The 13,458-nt window shown below is 35.4% G+C and carries 16 protein-coding genes; 10 read left to right on the top strand and 6 right to left on the bottom strand.

What is annotated here, in order from left to right; genetic code table 11:
- The first annotated feature begins 189 nt into the window (after positions 1-189).
- Positions 190-858 carry an inorganic diphosphatase gene (locus DFQ08_RS06590; RefSeq protein WP_114309022.1) on the top strand — a complete coding sequence of 223 codons (669 nt, stop codon included), beginning with the start codon at positions 190-192 and terminating at the stop codon, positions 856-858.
- A 6-nt stretch (positions 859-864) separates the two neighbouring features.
- On the opposite strand, the gene DFQ08_RS06585 is transcribed toward DFQ08_RS06590, so the two are convergent.
- Both DFQ08_RS06585 and DFQ08_RS06580 read right to left on the bottom strand, forming a co-directional pair.
- Positions 865-1,479, bottom strand: a complete 615-nt coding sequence (locus DFQ08_RS06585) for a trimeric intracellular cation channel family protein (RefSeq protein WP_114309021.1) — start codon at positions 1,477-1,479, stop codon at positions 865-867.
- Positions 1,480-1,652: 173 nt separating this feature from the next.
- Complete coding sequence (locus DFQ08_RS06580) at positions 1,653-2,369, bottom strand: RDD family protein (protein WP_114309020.1); 717 nt, start codon at positions 2,367-2,369, stop codon at positions 1,653-1,655.
- A 35-nt stretch (positions 2,370-2,404) separates the two neighbouring features.
- Between DFQ08_RS06580 and DFQ08_RS06575 the strand changes: the two genes are divergently transcribed.
- The 7 genes from DFQ08_RS06575 (at position 2,405) to DFQ08_RS06545 (ending at position 9,294) form a co-directional block, all read left to right on the top strand.
- Positions 2,405-3,427, top strand: a complete 1,023-nt coding sequence (locus DFQ08_RS06575; RefSeq protein ID WP_114309019.1) for a stage II sporulation protein M — start codon at positions 2,405-2,407, stop codon at positions 3,425-3,427.
- Positions 3,420-4,298: a hypothetical protein gene (locus tag DFQ08_RS06570; RefSeq protein WP_114309018.1), complete on the top strand. Its 879-nt coding sequence runs from the start codon at positions 3,420-3,422 to the stop codon at positions 4,296-4,298. The genes DFQ08_RS06575 and DFQ08_RS06570 overlap by 8 nt, the downstream gene beginning before the upstream one ends.
- Positions 4,299-5,033: a DUF4129 domain-containing protein gene (locus tag DFQ08_RS06565; RefSeq protein WP_114309017.1), complete on the top strand. Its 735-nt coding sequence runs from the start codon at positions 4,299-4,301 to the stop codon at positions 5,031-5,033.
- Entirely contained in the window at positions 5,030-6,256 is a 1,227-nt protein-coding gene (locus DFQ08_RS06560) for a DUF4350 domain-containing protein (RefSeq protein ID WP_114309016.1), read from the top strand. The genes DFQ08_RS06565 and DFQ08_RS06560 overlap by 4 nt, the downstream gene beginning before the upstream one ends.
- Entirely contained in the window at positions 6,235-7,236 is a 1,002-nt protein-coding gene (locus DFQ08_RS06555) for an AAA family ATPase (protein ID WP_114309015.1), read from the top strand. Before DFQ08_RS06560 ends, DFQ08_RS06555 begins: the two co-directional genes overlap by 22 nt.
- Before the next feature lie 31 nt (positions 7,237-7,267).
- Positions 7,268-8,599 carry a DUF58 domain-containing protein gene (locus DFQ08_RS06550; RefSeq protein WP_114309014.1) on the top strand — a complete coding sequence of 444 codons (1,332 nt, stop codon included), beginning with the start codon at positions 7,268-7,270 and terminating at the stop codon, positions 8,597-8,599.
- A 278-nt stretch (positions 8,600-8,877) separates the two neighbouring features.
- Entirely contained in the window at positions 8,878-9,294 is a 417-nt protein-coding gene (locus tag DFQ08_RS06545; RefSeq protein ID WP_114309013.1) for a DUF2141 domain-containing protein, read from the top strand.
- A gap of 83 nt (positions 9,295-9,377) precedes the next feature.
- Here DFQ08_RS06545 and DFQ08_RS06540 read toward each other — a convergent pair whose 3' ends face one another.
- Complete coding sequence (locus DFQ08_RS06540) at positions 9,378-9,857, bottom strand: Dps family protein (RefSeq protein ID WP_114309012.1); 480 nt, start codon at positions 9,855-9,857, stop codon at positions 9,378-9,380.
- A 101-nt stretch (positions 9,858-9,958) separates the two neighbouring features.
- On the opposite strand from DFQ08_RS06540, the gene DFQ08_RS06535 reads away from it, so the two are divergent.
- Complete coding sequence (locus tag DFQ08_RS06535) at positions 9,959-10,897, top strand: LysR family transcriptional regulator (protein ID WP_114309011.1); 939 nt, start codon at positions 9,959-9,961, stop codon at positions 10,895-10,897.
- A gap of 63 nt (positions 10,898-10,960) precedes the next feature.
- On the opposite strand, the gene DFQ08_RS06530 is transcribed toward DFQ08_RS06535, so the two are convergent.
- The 3 genes from DFQ08_RS06530 to DFQ08_RS06520 all read right to left on the bottom strand — a co-directional run bounded on the left by DFQ08_RS06530 (position 10,961) and on the right by DFQ08_RS06520 (position 12,808).
- Entirely contained in the window at positions 10,961-11,158 is a 198-nt protein-coding gene (locus DFQ08_RS06530; RefSeq protein WP_114309010.1) for a hypothetical protein, read from the bottom strand.
- Between the two features lie 231 nt (positions 11,159-11,389).
- Positions 11,390-12,187: a TIGR00266 family protein gene (locus tag DFQ08_RS06525; RefSeq protein ID WP_114309009.1), complete on the bottom strand. Its 798-nt coding sequence runs from the start codon at positions 12,185-12,187 to the stop codon at positions 11,390-11,392.
- A gap of 162 nt (positions 12,188-12,349) precedes the next feature.
- Positions 12,350-12,808, bottom strand: coding sequence for a DUF4442 domain-containing protein (locus DFQ08_RS06520; protein ID WP_114309008.1), 459 nt, complete (start codon positions 12,806-12,808; stop codon positions 12,350-12,352).
- Positions 12,809-12,989: 181 nt separating this feature from the next.
- Here DFQ08_RS06520 and DFQ08_RS06515 point away from each other — a divergent pair, with 181 nt between their 5' ends.
- Complete coding sequence (locus tag DFQ08_RS06515) at positions 12,990-13,436, top strand: DUF4870 domain-containing protein (protein WP_114309007.1); 447 nt, start codon at positions 12,990-12,992, stop codon at positions 13,434-13,436.
- The last annotated feature ends 22 nt before the right edge of the window (positions 13,437-13,458 follow it).

Genomic DNA, 13,458 nt, shown 5'->3' with positions numbered 1-13,458 from the left:
CTATTGATTTAGGACGACTCCACTTTACTCTAATCCCAAATTCAGATTATAATTCTTAATTTATTTGAATTTTAAAAAATAGAAGACGCCAATTTTACGTTATATAGGATATTAGCTACAAATTGCTTAAATTAGACAAAGCCTTTTTGTACGAGGCCATGCTTAACACAATCCCCAAAACCTACGATTATGAACAAAGCCACACGCTATTCTATTATAATTTCTCTTATGGCCTTAGTCACGAGCTGTAATTTTTCCAATACGAATACGACCTCCGAACAAATTATTAAACCCTTTCACGAGGATGACCACCTCAATTTATTAACAGATATTGACCCTCAATTTGAAGACGCCCAAGTTAATGCCGTTATTGAAATTCCGGCAGGAACAATAGATAAGTGGGAACTGAATAAAAATACAGGACAAATTGAATGGGAACTGATTGAAGACACCCCTCGAAAAATTAATTATTTAGGCTACCCAGGAAATTATGGTATGATTCCGAAAACCCTGTTACCAAAACATGGCGGTGGCGATGGAGATCCTTTAGATATTCTTGTTCTTGGGCCACCGGCGCAACGTGGCGAGATCCTAAGATGTAAAATTATAGGCCTTTTATATTTAACCGACAGGGGGGAACAAGACCATAAACTCATCGCCGTATCTGACACCTCGGTGATGTACACAATGAATTCCATTTCAGAATTAGACAAAAATTACCAAGGCATTTCAGAAATCATAGCCCTATGGTTCACCAATTACAAGGCTTCAGACCTCTTAAAATCTAAAGGTTATGGAAGTCAAAAAGAAGCGCTTCAAATCTTAGAAAAAGCTTTAAACGATTATGCGGCTAATTAACCTTAGCTACTCGTCTTCGCTTTTATACAAACTAGGGAGACTAATTTTGAAACGTACTGCTACTAAGCGAATAATAATCACCACAAGACCAGCGATTATAAATAGATAATTGCGGTCTTCAAAAAATTGGAGAAGTAAAAAATAAGTCATTCCACCTAAAATACAGGCCGTCGCATAGATTTCCTCTCTAAAGATCACAGGAATCTCATTACATAAAGTATCTCTTACAACACCTCCAAAACAAGCGGTCATGGTGCCCATAGCAATACAAATTACGGGGTGCAATCCTGCAACAAGTCCGGTTTCAATGCCTACCACGGTATAAAGACCTATACCAATGGTATCAAATAAAAATAGTGATTTTAAAAGGTAACTAATGCGTTTTCTTATAATAACGGCAAAGGTTGCAGACCCTATAATGACGTAAACAAAAGTCATGTTTCGCATCCACGAGACCGGTTCAATTCCAATCATAACATCACGAAGTGTACCTCCACCAACAGCGGTAACAAACGATATAATTAAGACTCCAAAAGGATCCATCCGCTTATTCATAGCAATTAATGCCCCCGAAATAGCAAAGGCGATGGTTCCTAGTAAATCTACGATCTGAATAAACATAAGCTTCTATTTAAAAATTTAAACCCGTCTTTCTGTTTGCAAAACTAGGATTATAATTGGATTGCGCCCGAAGAGAATGTTAAAGGTTTCTTAGGGTGAAAATCAAGCCCCCTAAAACCGATTTAGTTTATAGAATCAAGCGCCTTAAAAACAGGAAACAAAGTCCTCTGAATTTACATATTTTGCGTGTAGTAGTTGTAATCTTTAATGACCTTAGCAACGAAATCCACAGGTTTTTCATCGGTTTCAATAGCCAAGACTTTTATTAAACGATGATGCAAGTTTAAAATAATATTATGTTGCCCCTTTCGTAGCGCCTCATTATATAAGAGTTTTATACTCTGCATATCCTTATCGCTAAACACAGTCACCTGGCTATAGGTTGGCACATAGTTATCAGGAAGTTCTTTAATTAACGTATCGTCAATAGTGAGGTTTTGTTTTTCACTAATTACGGTAGTTCCGGCGGCCATATCTCCTAAGCGCTGACCATTCCCTTTTATTAAGATTGTAAACGCTGCAATACCTCCAGAGGTTAAGGCCACATCAATAATACGCAATATCCACCGCACAAAATAATTCGCAAAGCTAGGTGGAGAGCCATCTATTTTAACCACTCTTGTTTTTAATAGGGATTTACCGACGGTCTGACCATTAAAAAATGTTTCGAGTAAAACATAATAAAGAAACGCTGGTAGAGAGACTAACAAATATAGCGGCCAAAGCTCTGCCATATCTAAATCTAAACTCGTTAATAACAATATCACTCCAATAGTATAGATTAAAATAATCGCGCTATCAATAAGATAACCGAGCATTCTATCCCCGATACTTGCGACATTTTGATTGATCCCTACATTTTGGGCTGTTTCTATTTGAAATTCATCCATATTTTCTTTACTTTGAACGTCTAAATGGGAATATAATGCGTGAAGCGGCTTTTGTAAAGCAAAATAAAGATAAATGGTTAGAATTTGAAAACATTCTCAAAAATAAAAAGCATTTAGATCCTAATTTACTTTCCGACTTATATATTGAGGTGACCGATCATTTGAGTTATGCTAAAACCTTTTACGCCCATAGCAATACGGAACGCTACCTTAACCAATTGGCTTCGCAAGCACATCAAATTATTTATAAAACTAAAAAGGAACCTAAAAACAGGATCATCTCCTTTTTTAAAACTGAATTTCCAACACTCTTTTATCAGCATCATCGCGAGCTTCTAATTACCTTTCTCACTTTTGCTTTTTTTGTTTTTATTGGCGCTTACTCCACAGCTACAGATGCCGATTTTGTAAGATCCTTTGGTCTTAATGACGCGTACGTTAATACGACCTTAGAAAATATTGAAAAAGGAGACCCCATGGCCATTTATAAAGAACAAGGGGAATTTCATATGTTTTTAGGCATTACCTTAAATAATATAAAAGTCGCCCTTTTCGCTTTCGGTTATGGTATTTTATTAGGGATAGGCTCCCTCTATTTTATGATGCAAAACGGTATTATGTTAGGTGGTTTTCAATACTTTTTTTACGATCAAGGCCTGTTGTGGGAATCGGCCCGAACAATCTGGATTCACGGTACTATTGAAATCTCTGTCATTATAATTGCAGGAGCCGCCGGATTGGTCATGGGAAATGGAATGTTATTCACAGGAACACTGCCCCGACTTGAAGCTTTTAAACGCGGCGTAATTAATGGCTTAAAAATATTAATAAGCACCATTCCATTTTTTATAATTGCGGGCTTTTTAGAAGGATTTGTTACGCGACATACCGAAATGCCCGATTGGCTTGCCCTTTTAATTATTACAAGTTCTTTAGGATTAATCCTATTTTACTACGTATTTTACCCTATTAAATTAAACCGAGAATTACAACAAAACGCATTACTCAAAACCAACATAGAACTCAACCTTAAACCAACTCTTAAAAACGATGAATAAAGCCTATATTGAATTTAGAAAACAACGCGATTTTAATGCTATTTTAAGTGACACCTTCGGATTCCTTAGAAATGAATTTAAGCCCTTTATAAAAACGCTGTTTAATATTGCAGGACCTGCTATTCTTATTTTTATGATATCGCTTGCGGCTTATAACTATACGGTTGGCGATATTGTTAATTTAGCTTCTTTTGGAAATGCTTCTAGTGGTATTTTTATTACGATTGCTGTGGCTTTAATCTATATAATTTCAGCTATAGCGGCTTATATCCTCACCGCAGCGACCACCCTATTCTATATAAAATCTTATGTAGATCATAAAGGTGCTGTAGACCCTGCTGAAATAAAAACCAATGTTCACCAATCTTTTTGGTCGTTTTTTGGGCTTAGTTTCTTAAAAGGGGTAACGCTATTTTTTGCCACAATGCTTTGTGTTCTCCCTGTATTTTACGCCATGATTCCTATGGCTATTGTTTTTAGTATTTATGTTTTTGAACCACGTCGTTCTACTACAGAAGCCTTTAGTCAGAGTTTTACTTTAGCCCATGCTGATTTTTGGACGGCTTTCGGATCCTTCATCGTGATAGGTATTATTTACTATGTCCTTGGCTTAGTGTTTTCAGTACCCTCTATTATATATGCTTTAGTAAGTACAGGTATTTTTGCTGGTGAAATAGATCCGGCTAATCTTAATACGTTTTCTGCAGATCCCGTTCTTATAGTGCTTAACGTTCTCAACACCTTTTTTCAGTTTTTATTGAATACTATTCTTATGATTGCTGGGGCTGTTATCTATTTCCACCTCCATGAAAAAGTAAATTTCACAGGGACTTATGATCGTATCAGTGACATTGGTAAAATAGACGAATAAATGCATTTTATTATCGGCTTCCTTATATGTTTTTGTTTTGGGCAATTTTCAGTTGCCCAACAAGCCATGCAATCCGTAAAATACGATGATGCGCCTATAGAAAAACAAACCATTAGTGAAGCCGATCTCGAGACTTACAAAGCTGATAAAGACTTTAACTACACAGAAGTTGAAGTGGAAGAAAATATTTTTAAAAAAGCTTACCGTTGGGCTCAAAATGCGTTGAGGAAATTTTGGGAATCTATATTTGGTGTGGGTACAGCTACAGGATTTCTGTATGTGGTATTCATAATTCTTCCGTACCTTCTTTTAGCTTTCTTAGTGTATTTACTGATTCGGTTTTTCTTAAAAGTAAATTCAAATAAACTCATTAATAAAGCCAAAGCACAGGCTTCTGTGGCCTTTACCGAGGAAGAACAAATTATAAAAAATGAAGATATTCCAACGCTAATACAAGAGGCGATAGGGCAAAATAATTACAGACTCGCCATTCGCTATTATTATTTATGGGCTTTAAAACACCTTTCGGAAAACGAACATATTGCATGGCAACCCCAAAAGACTAATGAAGATTATATTCTTGAAATTGGTAAAGAACAGCTTAAATCTGAATTTAAAAATATCACTAGAATCTATGACTATGTTTGGTATGGCGAATTTTATATCGATGCTTTAAAATTTGAAAACTTAAAACGTCCTTTTGAACATCTTAATCACAGTATAGCCAAAAAATGAGCAAAAAAACAAAGCTCTATATCATCTTAATTTCAGTCACTATTCTAGGGATTGTTGCGCTCGAAATGAGCAAACCCAAGGCTATAAATTGGTTTCCTTCGTATGCCTTACATCATAAAATTCCTTTAGGGTCTTATATTTTTAATGAGCAGCTAAGTGAGATAAATAATAAGGTAGTACCACTAGATCGTCCTCCTTTTGAATACCTAAAACAACATGATATCGAAGGGACTTACCTTTTTTATAATGGAGGAATTTCCTTTGGTAAAGACGAGTTAAACAGCTTACTTAGTTGGGTAGAGAAAGGCAATACGCTAATGGTAGCCGCTGAAAATTTTGAGACCGCGTTATTAGATACGTTAAATTTAAAAACGGAACGCCTAAATCCTCTTGATAATTTCAATAATGAATATCAAGTACAACTCGTGCATCCCGCTCTAAACCCCGAAAAAACTTATCGTTACGACCGCCCAAACGAGTTTTATTATTTTAGTGAAATCGACACCCTAAAGACTACTGTTATCGGGCTAATTGACACGTATAGAGAAGACCACCCTCCCCTTAAAGATGCGCTGATTAGCGGTATAAAACAACCTTTTGGTAAAGGTAAAATTATCTTAAGTACATTTCCTCAGGGCTTTACTAATTATTTTATACTGAAATCTCCTAACGCAAGCTATACCGCTGGGCTCTTATCATATATTGACCAGAATCGCTCTGTTTATATAGACACCTATTATAAAAATGGAAAAACATTTTACACCTCACCGATGTATCTATTTTTAAATACGCCTTCCTTAAAATGGGCCTATTACCTTGTTTTAATAGGGGCACTGATCTATATTATTTTTGAAGGAAAACGCAAGCAACGCGCCATTCCGATTATAACGCCCTTAAAAAATCAGACCCTTAGTTTTACCCGTACCATTGCTAATATGTATTATGAAAGTGAAAAGCATAAAACGCTATCTGAGCATCAAATTCAGCACTTTTTAGAATATATAAGAACCACACTTCATTTGCCAACTTCAGAAATAAATTCAACCTTTATAAAGCATTTAGCGGCACGAAGCAACAATAGTATAGAAGACACTAAAACCTTATTTGCGTGTATTGAAACCTTAACTCATAAACCACAAATTAGCGCTACCGAGTTAAAACGTTTACATACTTTGATCGCACAATTTAAATCTCATAACCAATGGAAGAAGAAAAGAACATAGAACAAGACGCCGTAAGTTTTGACAATAGAATACCTTTAGAAGACTTAAAAAATGCTGTAGAAGCGATTAAGGCCGAATTAAGAAAGGTGATTATTGGGCAAGATCAATTTGTAGAACTGCTCATTGTTGCCCTACTTGCAGATGGTCATGTTTTAATTGAAGGAGTACCTGGGATTGCTAAAACGGTAACCGCTAAACTTTTTGCTAAAGTGTTACAGACGGACTTTAGCCGTATTCAATTTACGCCAGATTTAATGCCTAGCGATGTTTTAGGAACGTCTATTTTAAATATGAAATCATCTGAATTCGAATTTAAAAAAGGGCCTATTTTTTCTAACATCGTCCTCATTGATGAGATCAATAGAGCGCCTGCAAAAACCCAAGCGGCCTTATTTGAAACCATGGAAGAGCGTCAAGCGACTATTGATGGGCATACCTATAATTTTGCAGCGCCCTTTATGGTATTGGCCACACAAAACCCTATTGAGCAAGAAGGGACCTATGCCCTTCCGGAAGCGCAATTAGATCGTTTTATTTTTAAAATTAAGGTCGGCTATCCAAGCTTGGAAGACGAAATTAAAATTATAGCCTCACATCACGAGCGTAAAGGCGAAAAGCCACAAACACGCATCGATGCTATTTTAGATACCACAGCGCTTGAAGATTACAAACAAAAAACACAGGCCGTTTTAGTGGAAGAAAAAATTATAAGCTATATCGCCCAATTGGTGTCTAAAACAAGAAATCATCCTCATTTATATTTAGGCGGTTCCCCACGTGCATCAATTGCAATTTTAAATACGGCTAAAGCTTTTGCAGCGATAAACGGACGTGACTTTGTAATTCCTGAAGATGTAAAAAAAGCCCTTAATCCGGTATTAAACCACCGTATTATTTTAACGCCAGAACGCGAAATGGAAGGCATGACCACAGAGAATGTTATTGAAATGATTGTACAATCTGTAGAGGTTCCGAGATAATTGCCTTACTCCCATTAGTTCTAAGCAACCCATGACGTTTTTTAAGTCCTTATACATCCATAAACAATTCTATATTTATATAGCATTGGCTTCCGCTTGCTTTCTTTTATCTTATTGGTTTCCGATTTTTTATCCGATTGCTTGGATCTTATGTTGTATCCTTTTGGTGTTGCTCGTTATTGATTTGGGGTTACTTTATCAACCAAGGCAAGCCATTAAGGCCAGACGTCTTTTACCCGACAAGTTTTCTAATAGCGATCAAAATTTGGTTCCTATTACCGTTCAAAACTCCTACGGATTTAAAACCTATATCACGGTTATTGATGAGCTTCCTGTGCAGTTTCAAAAACGTGATTTTTTATACCAAACTACATTAATGCCAAATGAAAATCATGATCTTGATTATCTTGTAAGGCCTGTAGATCGTGGGGAATATTATTTTGGACATCTAAACATTTTTGCATCATCGCTACTGAAAATTGTAAAAAGGCGTTATCAATTTCAAGATCAGCAAATGGTAATGGTCTACCCTTCCATTATTCAGATGCAGCAGTATGACTTTTTAGCCATCAGTAATGCTTTAACTGAATTTGGACTAAAAAAGATTAGGAGAATAGGCCATACTTCGGAATTTGAACAGATTAAAGACTATACACAAGGGGATGATTTTAGAACGGTGAACTGGAAAGCAACAGCCAAACGCGGACAGTTAATGGTCAACCAATTTCAAGATGAAAAATCGCAACCCATCTATTCTATAATAGACACAGGCCGGGTGATGAAAATGCCTTTTAACGGACTGAAATTATTGGATTACGCTATAAATTCGAGTTTAGCCTTTAGTAATGTGGCATTGAAAAAGCACGATAAAATTGGACTTATTTCATTTTCTAAAAAAATTGAAACGTTTTTACCTGCCGTACAAAAACTCACTCATCTTAATCTAATTTTAGACCGCTTATATAATATTAATACCCTGTATACAGATAGTGATTTCGGACTGCTTTATGCACAATTAAAACGTAAAGTGACGCATCGTAGTTTACTCTTATTGTATACTAATTTTGAACATATGAGTGCTTTAAAACGGCAACTCCCTTACCTACAAGCCATTTCTAAAAAACACATGTTGGTGGTGGTTTTGTTTGAAAACACCGAGCTCGATACGCTTATTAACACGAATCCTGAAGATTTACAGAGCATTTACCATAAAACCATTGGTGAAAAATTTGCAGTTGAAAAACGCCTAATGGTAAAAGAACTTCAAAAATATGGCATTCAAACTATTTTAACAGCGCCGGAGCAACTTACCATAAAAACCATCAACAAATATTTAGAAATTAAAGCGCGTGGTTTATTGTAAATTAAACCCACACAAACGAGTATCCCTTATAATTTGAAGAATATCCTTTTAAAAATAGAGGTTTGGCCTTCGTTTTGTAATCTTTACCTGAGTAACTTCTTTGCCAAAATAAAGACTTTTTATTTTATTCTTGAGGATCTAAATTTCTTTCCTATACACTTCATCCTGAAGATTCAACAGTTCAGAAAATGAAATAATCCTCCACCACAGCATTTTCATGATATTTGAAATAGAAATAACAACAGCATTTATTTTCTAACCTTTAAAACTGTATGATTATGAAAACCACACTCCTTATCTTCGCCTTTATTTTTATGTTTGCTATGGGTCACGCACAAGACCAAGGCATCACCATTACCGTCACTATAGACAATGTCCCAAACAATAAAGGGAACGTCACCATGGCGCTTCATACCGAAGACACCTTTATGAAAGGTAATGGTATTATGAACGCCAAAAGTGTGATTAGTGACAGAAAAGTTAGCCTCATCTTTAACAATGTTAAACCCGGAACCTATGCGATTATGGCACTTCATGATGAAAACTTAAATAATCGTATAGATTTTAGCGCCAACGGAATGCCCTTAGAAGCTTATGGAATGTCTAATAATGATATGTCTATGGGGCCGCCACAATACGACAGCGCAAAATTTGAAGTTAAAGAAGACGACCTTAGTTTTAATATCCGTTTTTAGAAAAGACTTTAAATCATAACCCCATAAAAAAAGACTGCCTTAGAGCAGTCTTTTTTTATTTTCGAATAATGTTGAGAGCAAGCTTATACTGTTTCTCCTAACCAAGCTTTCATCATCCAAACTGTTTTTTCTTGTTCCGTGATAAAATCACTCATCATTGAGTTGGTTCCTTCGTCATTAGCATCACCAGCCGTTTCTAATATAGAACGCTCCATTTTTAAAAGCTCACTTAAAGATTCTACAATAAGTTCTACTGCCTTTTCATCCTTGGAAATATCTTTTCCTACAGGAACTTTCGCTGCTTTTGTATAATCTTCAAAAGTGTGTAATGGTGTTGCCCCTAAAGTTAAAATACGTTCTGCAATTTCATCAACTTTAAGGTTGGCATCCGTGTATAATTCTTCAAACTTAACATGTAAATCAAAAAATCCACGTCCTTTAATATTCCAGTGAATTCCTCTTAAATTTTGGTAATACAACTGAAAGTTTGCTAGAAGTTGATTTAAATCGTCTGCTAATACTTTTGTTTTTTTGGTATCTAAACCTATACTATTTAGTGTCATGATATCTGTTTTTTGTTACTTCAAATTTACAGATTTTTAGGCGGAATTTATCATAGCTACAATGAATACTTTTTATACTTTTATAGTCTAAATTAATAGCCATGACCATTACGCAACTAAAATATGCTTTAGCCATAGCCGAACATAAAAATTTTACCAAAGCTGCCGAAAAATGCTTTGTAACACAACCCACGTTAAGTACTCAAATTCAGAAGTTAGAGGATGAACTTGACGTTATTATTTTTGATAGAGGAAAAAAACCTATAGAATTAACCGATGTAGGACGCAAAATAGTTTATCAAGCGAGAAATATTGTCAATGAAGCGGACCGCATACAAGATATTGTAGACCAACAAAAGGGATTTATTGGTGGCGAATTTAGATTAGGAATTATTCCTACAATTATGCCCACCCTACTCCCGATGTTTTTAAAGAGTTTTATAAAAAAATATCCCAAAGTAAAACTTAAAATAGAAGAGCTTACCACTGAAGAAATCTTAACGCGTATTAGCGATGGCCATTTAGATGCCGCTATTGCCGCTACGCCTTTAGAAAGTGATAATATTAAAGAACGTGTGCTTTACTACGAACCGTTTGTGGCTTATATCCCAGATAATCATCGCTTAGTAGAAAAGAAGACCATTGAAACTTCTGATCTGGATATTGATGACATGCTACTCTTAGAAGACGGCCATTGTTTTAGAGATGGGGTCATTAACTTATGTAAAACCTTTAAAGACCAAATTGATGAGACGTTTCAATTAGAGAGTGGCAGTATTGAAACCCTAATAAAACTTTCTAACGAAGGAATGGGAATGACGCTTCTCCCCTATTTACACACCTTAGATATGCGCGAAACCTTAAGCACACATTTAAGACACTTTTCAGAGCCTTCTCCGGCAAGAGAGGTGAGTATTATTTACCACAAAAGTGAATTAAAAATGCAAATTATTGATGCTATGCACAATATTATTTCTGGAATTATTCGTGGAGCTATTGCGTTCCAAAATGTAGAAATTATTAGTCCTAAGGCGAAGTAAGCTTTCTAGCTCAACTAGCAATAATGTATATAAAAAAAAGCGACTCTTATAGAGCCGCTTTTTTTATGCTTTTAAATAAATCAAACACTGATTTAATTCCGGATTTTGGTTGATGAGTGAATCAATAAAGATTCGTAATTCCTCTAATTCATGTGGTAATAAGCGTCTTGCAGCCTTTTGCACTTCCCTGCAAAATAATCTCGCATCAAAACTTACTTTATTGAGTACAGTTTTAGTATACTCGAACATTGCTCGCGCCATAAGTAATTTAAGTTTTTAAGTTAATAAAAAAAGTAATTTTCGACTATAAGCTATTATTTCTCTTTTCTGATTTAAAGATAGCAATTTTTTCTAATTTCAATTTACCTACAAATAAGTTTAACAGCTTATTATGTTAAAGCTTTCAGTTTCACCGCTGAACCCCTAAGAAAAATCAGACAATTCACACAATATAAATAACTGATTAAAAGCTTTTTACAAAAAAAAATCTATTTAGAACTGATTATCACCATCTAAGAGATTTCCTATGCCACCAAGGATACTTCCTTCTCCTTTAGATTTCCCACCATTAGGAATTGATGCCAACACACGTCCTGCAAGACGACTAAACGGCAAGGATTGAATGTAAACTTTTCCTGGACCTTGTAATTTGGCAAAAAATAAGCCTTCACCTCCAAAAATAGAATTCTTAATTCCTCCTATAAATTCAACATCATAATCAATACCTTGGGTAAACCCAATAATACATCCTGTATCAACGCGTAAGGTTTCCCCTGGCGCTAAGGTTTTCACAGCTGTGGTTCCACCGGCATGTACGAAGGCCATACCGTCACCTTCTAATTTTTGCATAATAAATCCTTCTCCTCCAAAGAGGCCTCGACCTAGTTTTTTAGAAAATTCTATCCCAACGCTTACGCCTTTAGCAGCACATAGAAAAGCATCTTTCTGACAAATAAATTTCCCGCCATATTCGGTTAAATCTATAGGAATAATTTTACCAGGATAAGGTGAAGCAAAGGATACGTTTCGTTTTCCGGTAAGATTGTTATAAAAAGCGGTCATAAACAAACTTTCTCCGGTAAGAATACGCTTTCCTGCGCCTAAAATTTTGCCTAAAAATCCTGAATCTTTCTGTGAGCCATCTCCAAAAATGGTGTCCATTTTAATACCGTCATCCATCATCATAAAACTTCCAGATTCGGCAATAACACCTTCTTGAGGATCCAGTTCTATTTCAACATATTGCATTTCTTCTCCGTAAATTCGGTAATCTATTTCGTGTGAGGTCATGATTTAATTGTTTTAATGATTCCTTATATAGGTGAGTAGAATACTTAGATTGTTACAATTTGAGCGTAAAAAAAATAAAATTGATTAAGGTATTAGTTAAAGCTATAGTTTAAACGCTTTTTTCTAGAAGACTATATAAATCACTAAAATAATCGGTCTTAATTATTTTGTTTTCAGTTTAAGTGTCCATTCAAAATTAAAATCGGAAACCTCTACCCCTTCTTTATTAACCCCTTTTGCATTGAGCCATACGGTTTGTCCATCGCCTGAAGCAATCGCTTTTTCTATGGCGGCATCAATACGCTGGCCCTCTTGGCAGGTAAAGGTAATCACCCCCGTGGCTTTTTTAGAAAATGTAGCATTATTACTTGCAACTAACATAGAGATTGGACGTCGGCTAGCTTTGATCTTAGTCATCACTAAAGCGCCAGTAGATAGTTCTGCCGCCATACCTTGAACCGCCCAAAACATAGACTGAAAAGGATTTTGATTAACCCAACGATGTTTCACCTGAACCACACAAGAATTCTCATTTAAGGCTTTTGTACGCACCCCAGTAAAAAAGGCGGCAGGAAGCTTAAACATTAAATAGGTATTAAGTTTTGATGGAGAAATAACCATAAGTGTTAGTTTACTTGTTTTGACAACAAGTTACTGACTTTTATACTGCTATCCCACTTATTTAAATGAAAAAATTAGCCTACACAAATGTTAATAAAATGTTAATTTTAAGTACTATGCGTAACATACTACCTTTTTAAAGACATATATTTGTATAAGAAACTATTATATCCATATTAAAATGATTGAGAACCACCATAGAAACGTCGCCACGCTAATTCACCTTTCTACCTTTTCAAGGTTTTTTATTCCCTTCGGAAATTTTATTGGTCCCCTTGTTTTATGGGCAGCGAATAAGAACAAATCGGTATTTATAGATTTCCACGGGAAACAAGCCATCAATTTTCAGATGAGCGTTTTTCTATACGCCATTATCTTGGGCACCTTAAGTGTTCCCTTTTTTATTTTTGAAGTCTTTAGTGGTCTCGATGTGATCCATTATAATGGTTTAAACAATTTTAATATCGATTTAGGTGAGCCCTCGGCCTTATTATATATAGGAGGCGGCTTAGGGGTTTTAGCCGTTATCGCTTTTATTATTGAATTGGCTTTAATTGTTAAGGCCAGTTTAACCGCAAGAGACGGCAAGTCTTTTCAATATCCGTTAACTATCAATTTTTTAAAATAATACAAGTTTAGAATTCAATAGA

The organism is Winogradskyella arenosi (genome assembly GCF_003337305.1).
Lineage (GTDB): Bacteria > Bacteroidota > Bacteroidia > Flavobacteriales > Flavobacteriaceae > Winogradskyella > Winogradskyella arenosi.
This window is presented reverse-complemented; position numbering and strand designations above follow the sequence as displayed.

Bases quoted from the DNA above. Each gene is read 5' to 3' on its own strand.
- DFQ08_RS06590 (WP_114309022.1), top strand. From the start codon at position 190: ATGAACAAAGCCACACGCTATTCTATTATAATTTCTCTTATGGCCTTA.
- DFQ08_RS06585 (WP_114309021.1), bottom strand. From the start codon at position 1,479: ATGTTTATTCAGATCGTAGATTTACTAGGAACCATCGCCTTTGCTATT.
- DFQ08_RS06580 (WP_114309020.1), bottom strand. From the start codon at position 2,369: ATGGATGAATTTCAAATAGAAACAGCCCAAAATGTAGGGATCAATCAA.
- DFQ08_RS06575 (WP_114309019.1), top strand. From the start codon at position 2,405: ATGCGTGAAGCGGCTTTTGTAAAGCAAAATAAAGATAAATGGTTAGAA.
- DFQ08_RS06570 (WP_114309018.1), top strand. From the start codon at position 3,420: ATGAATAAAGCCTATATTGAATTTAGAAAACAACGCGATTTTAATGCT.
- DFQ08_RS06565 (WP_114309017.1), top strand. From the start codon at position 4,299: ATGCATTTTATTATCGGCTTCCTTATATGTTTTTGTTTTGGGCAATTT.
- DFQ08_RS06560 (WP_114309016.1), top strand. From the start codon at position 5,030: ATGAGCAAAAAAACAAAGCTCTATATCATCTTAATTTCAGTCACTATT.
- DFQ08_RS06555 (WP_114309015.1), top strand. From the start codon at position 6,235: ATGGAAGAAGAAAAGAACATAGAACAAGACGCCGTAAGTTTTGACAAT.
- DFQ08_RS06550 (WP_114309014.1), top strand. From the start codon at position 7,268: ATGACGTTTTTTAAGTCCTTATACATCCATAAACAATTCTATATTTAT.
- DFQ08_RS06545 (WP_114309013.1), top strand. From the start codon at position 8,878: ATGAAAACCACACTCCTTATCTTCGCCTTTATTTTTATGTTTGCTATG.
- DFQ08_RS06540 (WP_114309012.1), bottom strand. From the start codon at position 9,857: ATGACACTAAATAGTATAGGTTTAGATACCAAAAAAACAAAAGTATTA.
- DFQ08_RS06535 (WP_114309011.1), top strand. From the start codon at position 9,959: ATGACCATTACGCAACTAAAATATGCTTTAGCCATAGCCGAACATAAA.
- DFQ08_RS06530 (WP_114309010.1), bottom strand. From the start codon at position 11,158: ATGGCGCGAGCAATGTTCGAGTATACTAAAACTGTACTCAATAAAGTA.
- DFQ08_RS06525 (WP_114309009.1), bottom strand. From the start codon at position 12,187: ATGACCTCACACGAAATAGATTACCGAATTTACGGAGAAGAAATGCAA.
- DFQ08_RS06520 (WP_114309008.1), bottom strand. From the start codon at position 12,808: ATGGTTATTTCTCCATCAAAACTTAATACCTATTTAATGTTTAAGCTT.
- DFQ08_RS06515 (WP_114309007.1), top strand. From the start codon at position 12,990: ATGATTGAGAACCACCATAGAAACGTCGCCACGCTAATTCACCTTTCT.